At 54.1% G+C, this 18,952-nt stretch carries 15 protein-coding genes; 9 read left to right on the top strand and 6 right to left on the bottom strand.

Annotated features, from left to right (window positions below; all coding sequences use genetic code 11):
- Nucleotides 1-188: 188 nt before the first annotated feature.
- Nucleotides 189-932 (bottom strand): bifunctional 2-polyprenyl-6-hydroxyphenol methylase/3-demethylubiquinol 3-O-methyltransferase UbiG, encoded by a 744-nt coding sequence (ubiG, locus tag DL239_RS06340; RefSeq protein ID WP_167683161.1) that lies wholly within the window; start codon nucleotides 930-932, stop codon nucleotides 189-191.
- A 50-nt stretch (nucleotides 933-982) separates the two neighbouring features.
- Between ubiG and pip the strand changes: the two genes are divergently transcribed.
- The 6 genes from pip (at nucleotide 983) to infB (ending at nucleotide 8,346) form a co-directional block, all read left to right on the top strand.
- Nucleotides 983-1,957 (top strand): prolyl aminopeptidase, encoded by a 975-nt coding sequence (pip, locus tag DL239_RS06335; protein ID WP_167683160.1) that lies wholly within the window; start codon nucleotides 983-985, stop codon nucleotides 1,955-1,957.
- A complete protein-coding gene (locus DL239_RS06330; protein ID WP_167683159.1) occupies nucleotides 1,958-2,806 on the top strand; it encodes an ABC transporter substrate-binding protein in 849 nt (282 codons plus the stop codon). It begins immediately after the preceding gene.
- Nucleotides 2,807-2,997: 191 nt separating this feature from the next.
- On the top strand, nucleotides 2,998-3,576 hold the full coding sequence (gene rimP / locus DL239_RS06325) for a ribosome maturation factor RimP (protein WP_167683260.1): 579 nt from the start codon (nucleotides 2,998-3,000) through the stop codon (nucleotides 3,574-3,576).
- Nucleotides 3,576-5,204: a transcription termination factor NusA gene (gene nusA / locus DL239_RS06320; protein ID WP_167683158.1), complete on the top strand. Its 1,629-nt coding sequence runs from the start codon at nucleotides 3,576-3,578 to the stop codon at nucleotides 5,202-5,204. The genes rimP and nusA overlap by 1 nt, the downstream gene beginning before the upstream one ends.
- Nucleotides 5,205-5,227: 23 nt before the next feature.
- On the top strand, nucleotides 5,228-5,848 hold the full coding sequence (locus tag DL239_RS06315; protein WP_167683157.1) for an RNA-binding protein: 621 nt from the start codon (nucleotides 5,228-5,230) through the stop codon (nucleotides 5,846-5,848).
- Between the two features lie 8 nt (nucleotides 5,849-5,856).
- Nucleotides 5,857-8,346 carry a translation initiation factor IF-2 gene (infB, locus tag DL239_RS06310; protein WP_167683156.1) on the top strand — a complete coding sequence of 830 codons (2,490 nt, stop codon included), beginning with the start codon at nucleotides 5,857-5,859 and terminating at the stop codon, nucleotides 8,344-8,346.
- A gap of 427 nt (nucleotides 8,347-8,773) precedes the next feature.
- On the opposite strand, the gene mutT is transcribed toward infB, so the two are convergent.
- From mutT to DL239_RS06295, 3 genes are read right to left on the bottom strand one after another with little or no spacing between them, the layout of a single operon-like run.
- Nucleotides 8,774-9,172, bottom strand: a complete 399-nt coding sequence (mutT, locus tag DL239_RS06305) for an 8-oxo-dGTP diphosphatase MutT (protein WP_167683155.1) — start codon at nucleotides 9,170-9,172, stop codon at nucleotides 8,774-8,776.
- The gene (gene argJ / locus DL239_RS06300; RefSeq protein WP_167683154.1) at nucleotides 9,169-10,395 is read right to left on the bottom strand and encodes a bifunctional glutamate N-acetyltransferase/amino-acid acetyltransferase ArgJ; all 1,227 of its coding nucleotides are present in this window, start codon (nucleotides 10,393-10,395) and stop codon (nucleotides 9,169-9,171) included. The genes mutT and argJ overlap by 4 nt, the downstream gene beginning before the upstream one ends.
- Nucleotides 10,396-10,397: 2 nt before the next feature.
- Complete coding sequence (locus DL239_RS06295) at nucleotides 10,398-11,249, bottom strand: peptidylprolyl isomerase (RefSeq protein WP_167683153.1); 852 nt, start codon at nucleotides 11,247-11,249, stop codon at nucleotides 10,398-10,400.
- A gap of 177 nt (nucleotides 11,250-11,426) precedes the next feature.
- Here DL239_RS06295 and secA point away from each other — a divergent pair, with 177 nt between their 5' ends.
- From secA to DL239_RS06280, 3 genes are all read left to right on the top strand, one after another.
- Nucleotides 11,427-14,120 (top strand): preprotein translocase subunit SecA, encoded by a 2,694-nt coding sequence (gene secA / locus DL239_RS06290; protein ID WP_167683152.1) that lies wholly within the window; start codon nucleotides 11,427-11,429, stop codon nucleotides 14,118-14,120.
- Between the two features lie 266 nt (nucleotides 14,121-14,386).
- A complete protein-coding gene (locus tag DL239_RS06285) occupies nucleotides 14,387-15,292 on the top strand; it encodes a hypothetical protein (RefSeq protein ID WP_167683151.1) in 906 nt (301 codons plus the stop codon).
- Between the two features lie 24 nt (nucleotides 15,293-15,316).
- Nucleotides 15,317-16,873: a phosphate ABC transporter substrate-binding/OmpA family protein gene (locus tag DL239_RS06280; RefSeq protein ID WP_167683150.1), complete on the top strand. Its 1,557-nt coding sequence runs from the start codon at nucleotides 15,317-15,319 to the stop codon at nucleotides 16,871-16,873.
- Between the two features lie 13 nt (nucleotides 16,874-16,886).
- On the opposite strand, the gene radC is transcribed toward DL239_RS06280, so the two are convergent.
- Both radC and dnaJ read right to left on the bottom strand, forming a co-directional pair.
- Nucleotides 16,887-17,651 carry a RadC family protein gene (radC, locus tag DL239_RS06275; protein WP_167683149.1) on the bottom strand — a complete coding sequence of 255 codons (765 nt, stop codon included), beginning with the start codon at nucleotides 17,649-17,651 and terminating at the stop codon, nucleotides 16,887-16,889.
- A gap of 125 nt (nucleotides 17,652-17,776) precedes the next feature.
- Complete coding sequence (dnaJ, locus tag DL239_RS06270) at nucleotides 17,777-18,946, bottom strand: molecular chaperone DnaJ (RefSeq protein ID WP_167683148.1); 1,170 nt, start codon at nucleotides 18,944-18,946, stop codon at nucleotides 17,777-17,779.
- Nucleotides 18,947-18,952 lie beyond the last annotated feature (6 nt).

Genomic DNA, 18,952 nt, shown 5'->3' with positions numbered 1-18,952 from the left:
AATCGGGTCCGTGAGCATTAAGTGGCCGATAGAAACTTAGTAGCATTCACTCGATTAAGGGCGATTTTCTACCCTAATAACCCCCAGGGTCATTCCTGAGTGCGTGTTCATTCAGCGTAGCACCGCCTAATACCTTGAACAAAGGCGCAGAAGGATCCGCGACCTATCCTAAAGTATAGGTTTGAGGATTAGCGCTTAATACTAGCAGTAACGTAATTTACGCTCAGATCCCGTTCAGAGATGGACCAGCTCCAAGTTATTGGGTTGAAAAGGAAACCTTTCCGATCAACAGGAGACAATCTTGCTTGTGATAGCAGATCAAACAGCTCGTCAGGCGTGATGAATTTTGCCCACTCATGCGTGCCTCTTGGCAACCAGCGCATAATCACTTCAGCACCTATAATTGCCATGGCATAGCTCTTGGCGTTGCGGTTGATCGTCGAACAGATTTGCAGACCACCCGGACGCAACAGTTGCTGAGTTGCGGTTAAGTATGCCAAGGGATCAGCAACGTGCTCAACAACTTCCATATTAAGAACGACGTCGAATTGTTCGCCAGCTTCGGCAAGGGCTTCGGCTGTGGTGTGGCGGTAATCGATGTCCAACCCGGATTGTTCGGCATGAATGCGCGCTACTGGTAGGTTTCCTTCAGCAGCGTCAGCTCCGACAACAGTGGCCCCTAGGCGCGCCATCGGTTCCGATAGCAGTCCGCCGCCACAGCCGATATCCAGCAGTCGCAACCCAGTAAACGGCAGCGGTTTCGTTAGATCACGATCAAATTCACCAGCGATCTGCTGTGTGATATAATCCAGCCGACAAGGGTTCAGCATGTGCAGTGGCTTAAACTTACCGTTCGGATCCCACCATTCAGCCGCCATCGCTTCAAATTTTGCGATTTCAGAGGGGTCAACGGTGGATTGAGGCGTTTGCATTCCTGTCTCCGTGTGTTCTTTTGGTTCAGATATTCTAACTTAGGTCAATAATGGACAAACTCCGGGATCAAAAGCGCGCAGTTCAATATCTTTACCCGCCGGTCGAAGCATTTGATCAGCGGATGATTGATGTAGGACAGGGGCACCGAATATACGTAGAGCAAAGCGGCAACCCTCGCGGGGTACCTGTGATAGTTTGTCACGGGGGACCAGGCGGTGGTAGCAGCCCAGCGATGCGGCGTTACTTTGATCCGGATATCTACAGGGTAATTCTGTTTGACCAACGCGGGTGCGGGCGCTCTCGTCCCTATGCCTCATGCGAGGACAACACGACCTGGCACCTTGTCGCGGATATGGAACAGATTCGCCGCCTGCTGGAAATCGACGACTGGATGGTCTTTGGTGGCAGTTGGGGCGCAACTCTGTCGTTGGTCTACGCCCAGGCCCACCCAGATCGCGTACGTCATCTGATCCTTCGGGGGGTGTTCTTGATGACCAGGGGCGAATTGGACTGGTTCTACGGCGGCGGTGCCGGCAAGTTTTGGCCTGAGGTATGGGCCAAATTTGTGTCGTTGATCCCCGAGAACGAACGCGGTGATATCATCGGCGCCTATCATAAGCGGTTGTTTTCTGGTAAAATTTCTGAGGAAATCCGGTTCGGTAAGGCGTGGTCAGCTTGGGAAAACGCCTTGGCGTCAGTTTATTCAAATGGACGAACCGGTGAAAGCCCGGGCGAGTATGCCCGCGCCTTTGCAAGGCTAGAGAACCACTATTTCATCAACGACGGCTTCTTGGAAAGTGATGGTCAAATTCTGGCAAATATGGGTCGGATTTCGCATATTCCGGGTGACATCGTTCAGGGTAGGTATGATATGATTTGTCCACCCGTCATGGCTTGGCGCTTGAACGAGTTGTGGCCCGAGGCGAGACTGAAAATGATTCGGGGGTCTGGACATGCACTGTCGGAACCGGGAATCAGTGCCGAATTGGTGCAAGTGATGAACCGCATTGCGGAGGAACTATAGATGAGACGGATTGACCGTCGTGCCTTGTTTGCCTCGGGTGCGGCCGCCGCATTGTTGGCAGCTACGGGCACATCCTTGTCAGCGGCACCTTTGCGCGGTGGTGTTCTACGGTTAGCCGTTCCCCGTGATGGAGACTTACTAGATCAAGTCGTACGCGGCGCGTTGTATCACAGCCTGACTGAAATATCGCCAGACGGTGTCCTGCGTGGTGAACTGGCAAGCCATTGGCACAGCAGTCAGGATGCCCGCATCTGGACATTTGATTTACGTCCCGGCGTTCGCTTCAGCGATGGACACGAAATGACCGCTGTGGATGTAGTGGCTTCGTTGTCGGCACACACCCTGCCAGATGGTGCAGACATTCTGGGTTACACCGTGGTGTCAGACCTGCAGTTGCAAGTTGAACTTTCTGCACCAAACCCTGATTTTCCTTATATTTTGGCGGATTCCGCACTGTTTGTCGCCCGCGCTGGGCGTGTTGATGCACCGTTGGCTCAGGCGTGTGGCACGGGCTGCTACCGGGTCGATCAGTATCAAGAGAACCGCCATTTTCGTGCCTCGCGGGTAGAGGGTCATTTTAAAGATGGCCAAGCTGGCTGGGCCGATCAGATAGAAGTAATCGTGATCCCGGACGAAACCGTCCGTGCCGAAGCGCTTCGCGAAGGCTATGTTGACATTTCAGCATTGCCCGATCCAAAGGGGCTGATCAAACGTGGCGATTTCAGGTATCTGCCGTCACAGCAGGAAATGGCAATCGCGACCCACTCTGGGGTTGGTGTGCCAAAGGTAATCGGCAGTCGCACTGCTTTGGATGACGGTCGCATCGCCGAACGGTGGTGGAGGGTTTAAGTAACAACTTTAATCTAGCTTGGGCTAATGTATTTGCGGCAAGTAGAACTGAGGGCTTGCAGACTCACCCTGTCCCGCCTATATCCCGTTTCAACAGCGGCGCGTCGGGCCTTGGGTACGAAGCACCATCGGGATGATCTGACGGGCCGCGCGCCCGTTTTTTTGTGCTTAAACGCATGTGATGGATCATGATGACAAACGACCTGATTGCCAAAGCTGCCATTGACCGCCGTATGGCCGAGATTATCACTCCGGTGATTGAAGACCTCGGCTATGAGTTGGTGCGTGTTCGCCTGATGTCCGGTAAGACGACAAGCCTGCAAATTATGGCTGATAAACCGAATGGCGGCATCGAAGTTGACGACTGCGCGGTTATTTCAAACGCAGTAAGCGCGGTTTTGGATGTAGAAGACCCGATCCTGGATGCCTATGCTCTTGAAGTGTCGAGCCCAGGTATTGATCGCCCACTCACGCGGTTGAAAGACTTCGCCATGTTCGAAGGTTATGAAGCCAAGATCGAGACTGGTGAGCTGATCGGAGGCCGCCGCCGCTTTAAGGGGCAACTGGCGGGCGTCGAGGGCGAAGAGGTGCTGATCAATATTGAAGAAGGCACCATTGGGTTGCAGTTTGACTGGTTGAGCGATGCCAAGCTGGTATTGACCGACGAGTTGATCAAGGAAATGCTGCGCCAACGTAAAGATGCAGGCGTTTTGAACGAAGACGCATTTGACGAGATCGAGACCGAAGGGTCCGAAGAGGAGAAAGAATAATGGCAATCACCTCTGCTAACCAGCTGGAGCTCTTGCAAACCGCCGAAGCGGTTGCCCGAGAAAAGATGATCGACCCCAGCCTGGTTGTCGATGCGATGGAAGAAAGCTTGGCCCGAGCCGCCAAGAGCCGTTACGGCAGTGAAATGGACATCCGCGTGTCCATTGACCGCAAAACCGGCAAAGCCACATTTACCCGTGTGCGTACAGTGGTCGAAGACGAAGAGCTGGAAAACTACCAGTCCGAATTCACCGTCGAGCAAGCCAAGCAATACATGGCAGAACCTGCAGTTGGGGATACTTTCGTCGAGGAAGTCCCACCGGTTGAAATGGGCCGGATTGCAGCGCAGTCCGCCAAGCAGGTGATCCTGCAGCGGGTTCGCGAAGCTGAGCGTGATCGCCAGTACGAAGAATTCAAAGACCGCGCGGGCAGCATCATCAATGGTCTGGTCAAGCGCGAGGAGTATGGCAACGTCATCGTTGACGTAGGCGCTGGCGAAGCAATCTTGCGTCGCAACGAGAAAATCGGCCGCGAAAGCTATCGCCCGAATGATCGTATCCGGTGTTTCATCAAAGACGTACGCCGCGAGCAGCGTGGCCCACAGATCTTCCTGTCCCGGACCGCGCCAGAATTCATGGCCGAACTGTTCAAGATGGAAGTGCCTGAAATCTATGACGGCATCATCGATATCAAGGCTGTAGCCCGTGACCCTGGTTCACGTGCCAAAATCGCTGTGATCTCGTATGACGGCTCGATTGATCCAGTTGGTGCCTGTGTTGGTATGCGCGGCTCGCGTGTGCAGGCTGTGGTCAACGAACTGCAGGGCGAAAAAATCGACATCATCCCGTGGAACGAAGACCAGCCAACATTCCTGGTCAACGCGTTGCAGCCAGCCGAGGTTTCCAAGGTTGTTCTGGATGAAGAAGCCGGCAAAATCGAAGTTGTAGTTCCTGAAGAGCAGCTGAGCCTAGCGATTGGTCGCCGCGGCCAGAACGTGCGTTTGGCGTCTCAGCTGACCGGTCTTGATATCGACATCATGACCGAAGAAGAAGAAAGCGCACGCCGCCAGAAGGAATTCGAAGCTCGCACCGCGCTGTTCATGGCCGCTCTGGACCTGGACGAGTTCTTTGCTCAGCTGCTGGTTTCCGAAGGGTTTACTAACCTGGAAGAAGTTGCCTACGTCGAGCTGGAAGAGCTGCTGGTTATTGATGGTGTCGATACTGATACAGCATCCGAGCTGCAGGCCCGCGCTCGCGACAATCTGGAGGCTCAGGCCAAGGCAGCTATCGAAGCCGCCCGCGCCTTGGGTGTTGAAGACAGCCTGATTAACTTCGAAGGTCTGACACCACTGATGGTCGAAGCTCTGGCAAAAGATGGCGTGAAAACGCTGGAAGACTTTGCAACATGCGCTGACTGGGAGCTGGCTGGTGGCTGGACCACCGATAACGGCGAGCGAATCAAGGACGACGGCATCCTCGAACCTTTCGAAATGTCGCTGGAAGATGCACAAAATCTCGTAATGACCGCCCGCATTATGCTGGGCTGGGTAGATCCTGCAGATTTGGAGACAGACGAGGACGTTTCTGAAGACGCAGACGAAGATGAGCAACAGTCGGAGGCCGAGGCCTGATCTCAGGCCTCGAGTGATTGAACATGGGTGGCGGTAGCAACTCAACGGACCTGAGCAATGGTCCAGATCGCAAGTGTCTTGCCACAGGTGAGGTGCAGCCGAAACACGGGTTGGTGCGTTTTGTCATCGGTCCGGATGGACAGGTTGTTGCGGATATTATGGGCAAGCTGCCCGGTCGTGGGGTCTATGTGGCCGCTGAGCGGGAAGCTCTTGAAATTGCGGTAAAGAAGAAACTCTTTTCCCGTGGTTTCAAGACCCAGGTAACAATGCCTGATGGGCTGGTCGATGAGGTGGAGCGACAAATTTTGCGCCGCCTGATCGAGCTACTAAGTCTGGCAAGGAAATCGGGGGCAGCAGTTGGTGGCTATGAAAAAGTCAAAGACTGGCTGTCCAAAGAAGAGGCCCAGGTGCTGATACAAGCAGTTGATGGGTCGGGGCGTGGTAAGTCAAAACTAAGCACGCCGCACATGGGTAACTACATTGGTTGCCTAACCGCAGATGAGCTAGGCATGGCTTTTGGGCGTCAAACTGTGATACATGCGGCGCTTGCCTCTGGTGGACTCAGCAAACGTGTTGTAGAGGAAGCGCAGCGACTGCAGGGCATGCGTAAAACGGTGGGCGGCACGGGCCGCACAGAAGGATAAGTATCTTAATGAGCGATAGTGACGGCAAAAAACCTTTGGGTCTTCGTGGTGGGTCCCGGCCCGGGAACGTGAAACAGAGTTTCAGCCATGGTCGGACTAAGAATGTCGTAGTGGAAACCAAGCGCAAGCGCGTTGTGGTTCCTAAGCCGGGTGCCGGCCGTGATGGCGCCAGCGCTACGATTGTTGGTGATCCTTCGCGACGGCCTGCAGGCATCACCGATAACGAAATGGCGCGCCGCATGAAGGCGCTTCAAGTTGCTCGCGCACGCGAGGCGGAAGATGCCGCCAAGCGCGCAGCCGAGGAAAAAGAACGTGAAGAAAGCCGCGCGCGTCGTCGTGCGGAAATGGAACAGAAAGAGCAAGAGCAACGCGAAGCTGAAGAGCGCGCCAAGGCTAAGCTTGAAGAAGCAGAGCGCAAGAAGCGTGAAGCTGAAGTGGCAGCCGAACGCGCTGCGGCTGTTCCTGATGAGAAAAAGCCTGCCAGTTCCGCACCACGTACTGCGAACTTTGGCAAGCCTGCCCCTGCCCCTGCGGCTACTCCGCGCAAATCAGACCGTGAGCGTGACCAACGACAGAACCGTGGCAAAGGTCAGGACGACAGCCGTCGTTCGGGCAAACTGACACTGGGTCAGGCCACTGGTGGTGCCGGTAACCGTCACCGTTCAATGGCATCGATGAAGCGCAAACAGGAACGTGCTCGTCAAAAAGCTATGGGTACCGTTGAGCGCGAAAAGGTATTCCGCGAAGTTCAGCTGCCGGAAGCCATTTTGGTTTCTGAGCTGGCTGTCCGAATGGCCGAGCGTGTTGGCGACGTTGTAAAAGCGCTGATGAACATGGGCCTGATGGTTACTCAGAACCAGACAATCGATGCGGATACTGCGGAACTGATTATCGAGGAATTCGGCCATACAATGGTTCGCGTTTCCGACTCGGACGTTGAAGACGTCATCAACGAAACCGAAGATAAAGACGAAGACCTGAAGCCACGGCCTCCGGTTGTTACGATTATGGGTCACGTCGATCACGGTAAAACGTCGATCTTGGACGCAATCCGTAATGCGCGGGTTGTTGCTGGCGAAGCAGGTGGCATCACTCAGCACATCGGCGCCTATCAGGTGAAAACCAAGGACGGTGCTGTTCTTAGCTTCTTGGATACTCCGGGCCACGCGGCATTTACATCTATGCGCTCTCGCGGTGCGGATGTGACCGATATCGTGATCCTGGTTGTGGCTGCTGATGATGCGGTCATGCCTCAGACTATCGAAGCGATTAACCACGCCCAGGCTGCCAATGTGCCGATGATTGTTGCTATCAACAAGATCGACAAACCTGCCGCGAACCCAACCAAAGTGCGCACCGATCTGTTGCAGCACTCGGTTATCGTGGAAGAAATGTCTGGTGAAGTTCAGGACGTTGAAGTCTCGGCGACCACTGGTCAGGGTCTGGACCAACTGCTGGAAGCCATTGCGCTGCAAGCAGAAATTCTGGAACTGAAAGCTAACCCTGATCGTGCTGCCCAAGGTGCCGTGATTGAGGCTCAGTTGGATGTTGGCCGTGGACCGGTTGCAACTGTTCTGGTTCAGAACGGTACTTTGCGCCAAGGCGATATCTTTGTTGTGGGTGAGCAGTACGGTAAGGTCCGTGCGTTGATCAACGACAAGGGTGAGCGGATCAAAGAAGCCGGACCGTCGGTTCCAGTTGAAGTTCTGGGTCTGAACGGCACACCAGAAGCAGGCGACGTGTTGAACGTGACCGAAACCGAAGCTCAGGCACGTGAAATTGCCGAGTATCGTGCTCAGGCTGCAAAAGACAAACGCGCCGCTGCTGGTGCTGCGACCACGCTGGAACAGCTGATGGCTAAGGCCAAGGATGACGAAAACGTCTCTGAGCTGCCTATTCTGGTTAAGGCAGACGTACAGGGTTCGGCTGAAGCGATTGTCCAGGCGATGGCCAAAATCGGTAACGACGAAGTCCGCGTGCGGGTTCTGCACTCTGGCGTTGGCGCGATCACTGAAACCGATATCGGCCTGGCCGAAGCATCGGGTGCTCCAGTGTTTGGCTTTAACGTACGTGCCAACACTTCGGCCCGTAACACAGCCAACCAAAAGGGCGTAGAGATCCGTTACTATTCGGTGATCTATGACCTGGTAGATGACGTTAAAGCGGCTGCCTCTGGCTTGCTGAGCAACGAGATCCGCGAGAACTTTATCGGTTACGCGAACATCAAAGAGGTGTTCAAAGTTACCGGCATCGGCAAAGTTGCTGGTTGTTTGGTTACCGAAGGCGTCGCACGTCGTTCGGCAGGTGTACGCCTGCTTCGGGATAACGTTGTTATCCACGAAGGCACACTGAAGACTTTGAAGCGCTTTAAGGACGAAGTCCCTGAGGTTCAGTCCGGTCAGGAATGTGGTATGGCGTTTGAAAACTACGACGATATTCGTCCAGACGACGTCATCGAAATCTTCGAGCGCGAAGAGGTTACACGGACACTGTCCTGACGGTACCCAGTTATATGAATTCAGAAACCCCGGCCATGCGCCGGGGTTTTTCGTTATAGGGTCACAAAAAAAAGGACTACCAAATGGTAATCCTCTCCAACTCATTCCGTGAATTTTGTGAATTCTAGGCCGCTACTTTAACTGGGCGACCTTCATACACTTGTTGTCCTACCTTCACGGCGATTCTGCCGTCCGGAAGCGAGCGGACAAATGTCCCCTGAACTGAGACACAGCTGCCTAAAGTGATAGTGCGAAGCATGTCATATCCTCCCCAAAGGAATTGCCTTGGATGTGTTTAACCTTGGTTAACGTCATTTGACAGAAAAAAGGTTAATAAACTCTTCACAAAAGCCGCAAAATTGCCACAATCTTTACGAACAGCAAGAAGGCACACTGAGTAGGTGTGCAAAGTGGAGAGAGATCGCCCTTACAGCCAGTCTCGAAGAATTGGAACCAGTGGGACATCAGCAGCTGGCATCGGGTATTTGCGCAAATCATTCGCCCGAACCCATTTTAGGGTTTGGCCTTCTTGCGGCTGTGGGATGCCCTGCCATTTTCGGCAGGCAAAAAGTGGCATTAGCAGGTGGAAATCATCGTAGCTATGGCTGGCAAATGTCAGCGGAGCCAGACAGGAGGACCAGGTGTTGATGCCCAGTTCTTCTTCTAGTTCGCGGATCAAAGCGTTCTCGGGTGTCTCTCCTGGCTCTACTTTGCCTCCGGGAAACTCCCACAATCCGGCCATGGATTTCCCCTCGGGGCGTTGCGCTAGCAATACCCGACCTTCGGTATCAATTAGCGCAACAGCGGAAACAAGAAGCGTCTTCAAGACCGATAGTCCGCATTGATTTCGATATAGCCGTGGGTCAAATCGCAGGTCCATACAGTCGCATGGCCCTCGCCAAGGCCAAGATCCACCTTGATGATGATTTCATCCTGTTTCATCAGCTCAGCAGCGTCGTCTTCGCGATAATTTGGTGAAACCCAGCCCTTTTCCGCCACAAGAACATCACCAAAGGAAATGGATAGCAGATCACGGTCAGCAGCAGCACCGGATTTTCCAATCGCCATGACGATCCGACCCCAGTTTGGGTCTTCACCAGCTACCGCAGTTTTGACTAGCGGAGAATTGGCGATGGACAGACCGTGAGTCTTGGCGTCAGAGTCAGTTTCTGCGCCAGTGACCTGAATTTCAACAAATTTTGTTGCGCCTTCACCGTCTCTTACCACCTGATGTGACAATTCAAGCATCACCGTTTCCAACGCACTGGCAAAAGCATCGTTGCCGGTTGCATCAACGCCCGATGCGCCAGTCGCGCAAAGCATTAGAGAGTCTGACGTCGATGTATCGCTATCGACAGTGATGCAGTTGAACGTACGATCGCAAATTGACGACAACAGCGACTGAAGTGCGGATTGCTCCATCTTGGCATCGGCAAAGATATAGACCAGCATTGTGGCCATATCCGGCGCGATCATGCCTGATCCCTTGGCGATGCCGGCAATGGATACAGTTTGGCCTTCGATCTCAACCTGCGCCGAAGCACCTTTGGCAAAGGTGTCGGTTGTCATGATGGCTTCTGCGGCGTCCTTCAGTCGGGCCTCAGATAACCCGTCCGCCAGTTCGTCAATCTTCGCAATGATACGATCATGCGGCAGTGGTTCGCCGATCACTCCAGTGGACGCTGTAAAGATCCGAGTTTCTGGAATTTCGGTAACGTTGGCTACAGCGCTGGTGATTTGCTCAACCGATGTTTGCCCGAAGTGACCTGTGAAAGCGTTGGAATTTCCGGAGTTGACCAGAATGGCTGCGCCATCCTTGCAGTCATCTCCCAGTTTCGCCTGGCAATCGCGCACCGGCGCTGAGCGAGTCAACGAGCGGGTGAAGGTGCCAGCAATAGAGGTTCCTGGCGCCAATAGTGCAAGCATGACATCAGTGCGGTCTTGGTATTTCACCCCGGCCGAAGCCGAGGCAAATCGAACACCTTTGATAACAGGCAGGTCTGGAAAACTGGCGGGTGCCAGAGGGGAGCGTGTCATCGACTGGGACATGATTAGTTCCTAACCAGATCAACATTCTGCAAAATGGCGGGGTCAAGATCTTCCACTGTTGGACGCTCGATTGTAGCCGCTGCAGTTAGCTCCGCCACACGCGCCTCGACGGCCGCATTTCGCAACTTGGTCGCTAGTTCTTCCCGGACTGCATCAAATTCTGGCGCAGCGGATTTGCGGCGTTCGTTTAGGATGATCACATGCCAGCCGAACTGCGTCTGGACCGGCGCAGAGATCTCGCCCGATTTCAGCGTTAGAACGGCCTGTTCAAACTCTGGCACCATGCGACCTTTGCTGAACCACCCCAGTGATCCGCCGTTCGGGCCGGATGGACCAGTAGATCGTTCCATTGCCAGCGAAGCGAAGTCAGCACCTGCATCCAGCTCTGTTTTTACTGAAAGCGCCTCTTCCTCAGTCTCCAAAAGAATATGGGAGGCGTTGAACTCATCGCCGCCATCTCCTTCGGAATATGCTTCGTCATAGGCAGCCAATAGATCAGCCTCACTGGATGCCATTTCCATCACCGATTCGATGACATCAGCAGCAAGCAGTGAACGTTTCTCGTTCTCAAGTGATAGCTGTACGTAACGGGGCACTTCGCCGTGTAGAGCCTGCTTAAGCGCCGTTTGCTGGATCAATTGGTCCAAAATCGCATTGTACAACACGTCGGCTGGCAACTGCTGGTACTGAACCGGCAGGACCGCACGCGAAAGGATCATGTGGCCGATTGTAATCTCTTCACCGTTTACAATTGCAACAACTGTATTGGCGTGTGGTGCTGCTACGGCAGGCAGGGGTAGGACCAGCAAGGCGGCCAGAGCCACGCGAGGCAGAAAAGTGAGACCTTTACGCATTCGATTCTTCCTATTTTGTTGCCTCAAAGGGGCATAGCGTTGACACTGTAAACCCTGCCGCTTACATCGCTTAGTGGCCGTGGCAGGACCGTCATTCATACCCGTGTCTATGGGTTGTACGCAGGACGGGCAACCCTACCGGATATTAGGGCCCAAGATAGGATCGTTGGAGAGCAAATGCTGGGAATCGGAACAATCGCCAAAAAGGTCTTCGGGACACCGAACGACCGCAAGATCAAGGCGACAAAGCCGCTGATCGCAAAGATCAATGCGCTGGAACCCGAGTTCGAGAAACTCAGTGACGACGGCTTGAAGGAAAAGACCGAAGAGCTGCGCAAGCGCGCGCTCGACGGCACCTCGCTGGATGATCTTCTGCCAGAAGCCTTTGCTAACGTACGAGAAGCCGCCAAGCGTGCTTTGGGCCTGCGCGCCTTTGATACGCAGCTGATGGGCGGCACATTCCTGCATCAGGGCAGCATCTCAGAGATGAAAACCGGTGAGGGTAAAACGCTTGTTGCGACTTTCCCTGCCTACTTGAACGCGCTGACAGGTAAGGGCGTTCATGTGGTTACGGTGAACGAATACCTAGCCAAGCGAGATTCTGAGTGGATGGGCAAAGTGTTTGCTTACCTCGGTATGACCACTGGTGTGATCTGGTCCAACATGCCCGAGGCCGAGAAAAAGGCCGCTTACGAATCTGACATCACCTATGCCACCAACAACGAGCTAGGTTTTGACTATCTACGCGACAATATGAAGTCGGATCTGGATCAGCTGTTCCAGAAGTACCATAACTTTGCGATCGTCGATGAAGTTGACAGCATCCTGATCGACGAAGCACGGACCCCGCTGATCATCTCTGGCCCGGCCGAGGATCGTTCGGATCTGTATTCGAGCATTGATCAGGTGATTCCGCTACTGGGCGATGACCACTATGAGCTGGATGAGAAAACCAAGGGTGTGACGTTCACCGACGAGGGCAACGAGTATCTGGAACAGCAACTGCAAGAGCGTGGTTTGCTGCCAGAAGGTGCCACGTTGTACGATCCAGAAAGCACATCGATTGTGCACCACGTCAACCAAGCACTGCGTGCCCATAAACTGTTCCAGCGCGACAAGGATTACATCGTGCGCGATGGCGAAGTGGTGCTGATTGACGAATTCACAGGCCGGATGATGGCCGGCCGCCGTATGTCCGAGGGTCTGCATCAGGCCATCGAAGCCAAGGAAAATGTGACCATCCAGCCTGAAAACACCACGCTGGCCTCGGTTACTTTCCAGAACTATTTCCGTCTGTATGACAGACTGTCCGGCATGACTGGTACAGCACTGACAGAGGCAGAGGAATTTGCCGAGATCTACGGTCTGGGTGTGGTCGAAGTCCCCACCAACAAGCCAATCGCACGGGTAGACGAAGACGATCGCGTCTATCGTACGGCAGCTGAAAAATACACTGCCATGATTGACGAGGCAAAAGTGGCCCATGCAAAGGGTCAGCCGGTTCTATTGGGTACGACCTCGATTGAAAAATCTGAACTGCTGAGCCAACTGCTGGAAAAGGAAGGCGTTAAGCATAACGTCTTGAACGCACGTCTGCACGAACAAGAGGCGCAGATCGTTGCCGATGCTGGTCGTCTTGGTGCAGTGACAATTGCGACCAACATGGCTGGTCGCGGTACCGATATTCAGCTTGGTGGCAACGTCGAGATGAAGGTGCTGGAAGTCCTGGAGCAAAACCCGGATGCGGACCCAGTCGCGTTGCGTACTGAAGAAGAAGCACGGCACGAAGAAGAAAAGAAAAAGGTTCTCGAGGCCGGTGGCTTGATGGTGATGGCGTCAGAGCGCCATGAAAGCCGTCGGATTGATAACCAGCTTCGTGGCCGTTCGGGCCGTCAGGGTGATCCAGGTACTACACGCTTCTACCTTAGCCTCGAAGACGACCTGATGCGCATCTTTGGCTCGGAACGGCTGGACAAGTTGCTGACTACATTGGGCATGAAAGAAGGCGAAGCGATCGTTCACCCTTGGGTGAACAAATCGCTGGAGCGCGCGCAGGCCAAAGTTGAAGGCCGTAACTTCGATCAGCGTAAGAACGTTTTGAAATTCGATGACGTGATGAACGACCAGCGGAAGGTGATCTTTGGTCAGCGCCGCGAGATCATGTCAGCCGAGGACCTGTCAGATATCGTTAGTGATATGCGTCACGAGGTCATCGACGATCTTCTTGATACCCACATGCCGCCCAAAACTTATGCTGATCAATGGGACACCGAAGGTCTGCAACAACAAGCTGTTGAAAAGCTGGGCATTGATGTGCCGTTGGTTGACTGGGCCGCTGAAGAAGGTGTGGATGACGAAGAAATCCGTGAGCGCCTGATCAAGGAAAGCGATGAGTTGATGGCCAAAAAGGCAGTCGCCTTTGGTCCTGAAAACATGCGCAACATCGAAAAGCAGGTTCTGCTGCAGACGATCGACGCAAAATGGCGCGAGCATTTGCTGACCTTGGAGCACCTGCGTTCGGTTGTTGGTTTCCGTGGATACGCACAGCGTGATCCATTGAACGAATACAAAAACGAGAGCTTCCAATTGTTTGAGGGCATGCTGGATAGCCTGCGGGAAACCGTCAGCCAGCAGCTAAGCCATATTCGCCCGATGAGTGAAGAAGAGCAGCAGAAGATGCTGCTTGAAATGGCCGCGCGCCAAGCAGCAATGCAGGGTGCCGCGACAGCACCTGCTCAGGCTGTTGCAGGCGAGGCCGCTCCAGGCTTTGTCGAGGATGATCCCACCACATGGGGATCGCCAGCACGCAACGACAAATGCCCGTGTGGTTCAGGGCAAAAGTTCAAACATTGTCATGGCCGTCTAGCATAACTAGACTTCACGATTATACCGCGATTGGCGCCTCTTGGTCCTTGGATCCAAGAGGCGCTTTTTCGTTCTAAGCTAGCAATAGTCGACTTAGGTGTTCCGCATTCAGTAGCTAAGAAGCCCAGACCATACTGGTAGAATCTCAGCCCGCGATGCGTTGAAATTAAGATGGATTCTAAATATTTGCCTGATTCCCACCCGGCTACGGTCACAAACTAGCCGTCTTTCCGAGTCATCAGTTGTTAACTTATTTAGTGAGGTAAGTGACGATGCTAGACAAACGTATGATGGCTCTGACTGGCACGACCTTGGCGATGGTGTTGGGGATTGGCTTTTCAATGCAGTACAATGCAGCGACCAGAGATGTTCAGTCTGCCTCTCTTCCAGTTGTAGAAGAGGCTCAGGACGAGCTGGTTCTTCGCGACATTCGGCTGACGTCGACAGTGCATCTAGAGGCACCAGAGCAAGCTAGCCGCGGCCAACGACCTGAGCTTGCGTTTTCAGAGCAAGCCGATTGCGCCGTTTCCGCACATGCTACCCCTGAACCAAAGGCAACAGTATCACTGACTTTCTCAGCTCCATGCAACAGCAGCGAGCGCGTAACAATTCACCACTCTGGGCTGATGTTTACAGAAACAACGGACAGTGACGGTGTTTTGTCCATGCAGGTTCCTGCCTTGGTGGAAGATGCGGTTTACATCGTCGAACTGGCTTCCGGTTCCGGCGCTGTGGCAACAACTAAGGTGAGTGATCTGGATAAAGTCCATCGCGTTGCATTGCAGTGGACAGGTCGCGGCGGATTTGAAATTCATGCACGCGAATTTGGAGCAGATTATGGCCAAGGTGGCCATGTATGGTCAGGGGCAGACAACGTCGGACCCGCCAGCCAAGTACTACGCCTAGGGGACACAACGCAGTTGTTACCCCGAATGGTCGAGGTTTACAGCTTTGCTCGCGACATGACTGAAGACAACGGAACCGTTGCTCTTAGCATCGAGGCGGAAATCTCCTCTAGCAACTGTGGACGCGAAATTTCTGCCCAAACTTTGGAAATCCGCGGTGATCAAGGCCTGCGAACACGCGATTTGGTTTTGTCCATGCCCAATTGTAATGCGATTGGTGACTTTCTGGTGTTGAATAATCTTGTAGAAGACCTGAAAATCGCAGCCAATTGATCTGCGGTTCACTAGGATTTCTTTATGGCATGGCATCGTGCGGCGGTTAGCGCCGCACTCTTTCTTTTTGGTTCGACGCTGACGGCTCTGGCCCAGGACGTAACGCTTTCTTCGCCGGATGGTGCGGTCGAAATTACGGGCGACCTGCTTGGGTTTGATGGTCAATTCTACCGGGTCGATACCCAATTTGGTGAACTGACAGTCGATGGATCAGGCGTTAACTGCGATGGACCGGGATGTCCAAACTTGGCGGGTTTCGTTGCCGAGCTGACGTTGTCCGGATCTTCGACCATGGCCGAAGCGCTATTGCCGTCCCTGATCGAAGGCTTTGCGTTGAGAAACGACTACCAAACCCAAAGGAACGATCTGCAAGACGGGAATTTTGAATATCTGCTGCTGCGGGCGGGCTCTGTTCCAGTGGCGCGGTTCACGTTTTTGATTAGCAACACAGACGAAGGATTTGCTGATCTATTGGCCAACGAGGCCGATGTGGTAATGGCCCTGCGCGAAATTCGGCGAGAAGAGCGCAAGTTGGCCCGAGATGCTGGGCTGGGGGACATGACTGGCCCAAACCGTAGTCGAGTTCTGGCCTTAGATGCGATGGTACCGGTTGTGGCGCCAGGAAATCCAGTGACCAGCATTTCAGTTCCACAGTTGGCCAAAGTTTTTGCCGGTAAGATTTCAAATTGGCAGGAGTTGGGTGGGCCGGATGCGCCGATTTCTTTGCACCTTCCAGTCGCTGGGTCTGGATTGACCCAAGCGGTCGAGGACCGCCTGCTAGTGCCAGCAAAGCTCCCTCTGTCCCAAGACTTGCGACGTCACGATCTTAGCAGTGGATTGGCCCGCGCAGTGACAACTGATCCGTTTGCCATTGGTATTGCCAGCTATGCAGAAACAGGCACAGCACGAGTGCTGACGCTTACAGGCTCCTGTGGCTTTGCTTTGGCCGCAGGACGTCGCGCAATAAAAACAGAGGACTATCCGCTAGGGGCGCCGATGTTCTTGTACCTGCCCGCACGACGCCTACCCAAGATCGCACGCGACTTTCTGAACTATGCACGTAGCCCAGCGGCCCAAGTTGTGATTCGCCGCGTTGGCTTTGTGGATCAGGCTCCGGAGCAGATTCCGGTTGATGCCCAAGGACAACGGTTGGTGAATGCGATTAAATCAGCTGGTGAGGAAATCGACTTGGCCCAGCTGCAGCGCATGGCCGAATTGATGGATGAAATGCAGCGACTGACAACATCGTTCCGGTTTGAAACAGGATCCACACGTCCAGACGCACAATCCCGCGCCAATATCTCGCAACTTGCGCGAGCCATGGAAGCCGGGGTTTACGATGCAAAGAAGCTGATGTTCGTCGGGTTTTCTGATGGCGAAGGAGCGGCGGCTGGTAATCGCAAGATTGCGATGAAGCGGGCTGAGGCTGTACGGGATGCAGTGGTAGAGGCCGCTCAGACGGCCAGCTTTGACCGTATAGAAATCGCAGTGGACGCTTTTGGTGAGGCGTTACCTATGGCCTGTGACGACAGCGATTGGGGGCGGCAAGTTAACCGTCGGGTCGAAGTTTGGCTGCGCTGACATTCAAAGATAATTACAGATAGCCTTCGCTGCGAAAGCTCAATTCGCGGGATTTTCCGATGATCAGGTGATCGTGCAGAACTAGGCCGAGAGCTACCAAGGCGGTATTGATCCGGTCGGTCATGTCGATGTCGCTGGTTGATGGTGTTGGGTCACCTGATGGGTGGTTGTGAACTAAAATCAGGGCGCTAGCGTTCAGTTCTAAGGCACGCTTGGCGACCTCTCGGGGGTAAACCGGGACATGATCAACGGTTCCGCGGGCCTGCTCCTCATCTGCTATCAAAACGTTCTTGCGGTCCAGATATAGCACCCGAAATTGTTCGGTCTCACGATGGGCCATAGTTGTATGGCAATAGTCCAGCACTGCGTCCCAGCTCGAAATCACCTGCCGCTGCATAACCCGTGCACGCGCCATGCGGTGTGCAGTGGCCTCAAGAATCTTGAGATCGGTTATCACGGCTGCTCCGATCCCTTTCACCTCTTCCAGTCGTTCGGCTGGGGCTGTGATAACGCGATTAAAGTCTTGAAACTTGTCCATTAGTGCGCGGGCCAGAGGTTTGACATCGCGGCGCGGGATAGAGCGGAAAAGAACCAGTTCTAGCAACTCATAGTCGGGCATTGCAGTTGCACCACCCAGCATAAACCGCTCGCGAAGCCGGGTGCGGTGGTCTTGAATATAAGATGGCAGTCGATTCTTGGGGAGCGCCTCAGACGGCGCTTCGTCACTGCCTTGAAACAGCGGCCGAGATGAGTCCTGAAAGTGATCACTCCGTGCCATGGTGACAGGGTGCTCTTGTTATGGTTGATAAAGTGTTAATGGGGGCATGGAGCGGATCGAACAGCAAAAGGGCGCCGACCAAGAAGGTGACGCCCTTTTCAGTATACCAGCCTTAAGGTCGGTAATTAGCTCTTCATCGAATCCCAGAAGCTTTTCACCGAGGAAAAGAAGCTACCTGATTCTGGGTTGTTGGTGTCCTCAGAAAGATCTTCGAACTCTCGCATCAGCTCTTTTTGCCGCGCCGTCAGGTTCACCGGGGTCTCTACCGCCAACTCGATAAACATATCACCGGGTGCGCCGCCACGAAGGGCAGGCATGCCTTTGGCTCGCAGGCGCATCTGGCGACCTGACTGGCTGCCTTCGGGGATCTGCACGCGGCCACGACCACCGTCAATCGTAGGGACCTCAATCGCACCACCAAGCGAGGCTTTGGCCATACTGACAGGGACGCGACAGTACAGGTTCTGCCCTTCACGCTCAAACAGCTTGTGCGGTGTCATCTCGACAAAGATGTACAGGTCACCCGGAGGGCCACCACGCATGCCAGCTTCGCCTTCACCGGACAGGCGAATTCGGGTGCCAGTTTCAACACCAGCGGGAATGTTGACCGACAGGGCCCGATCTTTTTCTACCCGACCATGACCACCGCAGCTTTTGCAGGGGTTCTTGATAACCTGACCCAAGCCGGAACAGGTTGGACAGCCGCGTTCGACGGTAAAAAAGCCCTGCTGTGCGCGTACCTTGCCCATGCCTGAACAGGTCGGGCAGGTTGTTGGCTCAACACCACCTTCGGCACCTGTTCCATCACAGGATGTACAGCCAACGGCGGTTGGAACATTGATGGTCTTCTGCAAGCCTGCAAAGGATTCTTCTAGAGAAACCCGCAGGTTATACCGCAAGTCGGCACCGCGAGCGGCACGACGTCCGCCGCCTCCGGCTCCACCGCGCTGACCACCCATAAAGTCGCCAAACAGGTCGTCAAACACGTCAGAGAACGCTGAAGAGAAGTCTCCTCCTCCGCCGCCAAAGCCTTGGCCTGGACGTCCGCCGCCATTGCCACCCATACCGTTTTCAAAGGCAGCATGGCCAAAGCGGTCATAGGCGGCTTTTTTGTCGCCGTCCTTCAGAACGTCATAGGCCTCGTTGGCCTCTTTGAACTGCGATTCCGCGTCCGGATTGTCTTGGTTCCGGTCTGGGTGCAGTTCTTTGGCTTTCTTGCGATAGCCTTTTTTGATTTCGTCGGCAGAGGCCCCTTTGGCCACGCCTAGAACATCATAGTAGTCACGCTTGGACATCGGTTT

Source organism: Parasedimentitalea denitrificans (assembly GCF_011813015.1).
Taxonomy (GTDB): domain Bacteria; phylum Pseudomonadota; class Alphaproteobacteria; order Rhodobacterales; family Rhodobacteraceae; genus Parasedimentitalea; species Parasedimentitalea denitrificans.
Note: the sequence above shows the minus strand (reverse complement) of the source record. Positions and strands in the feature narration are given on the sequence as shown.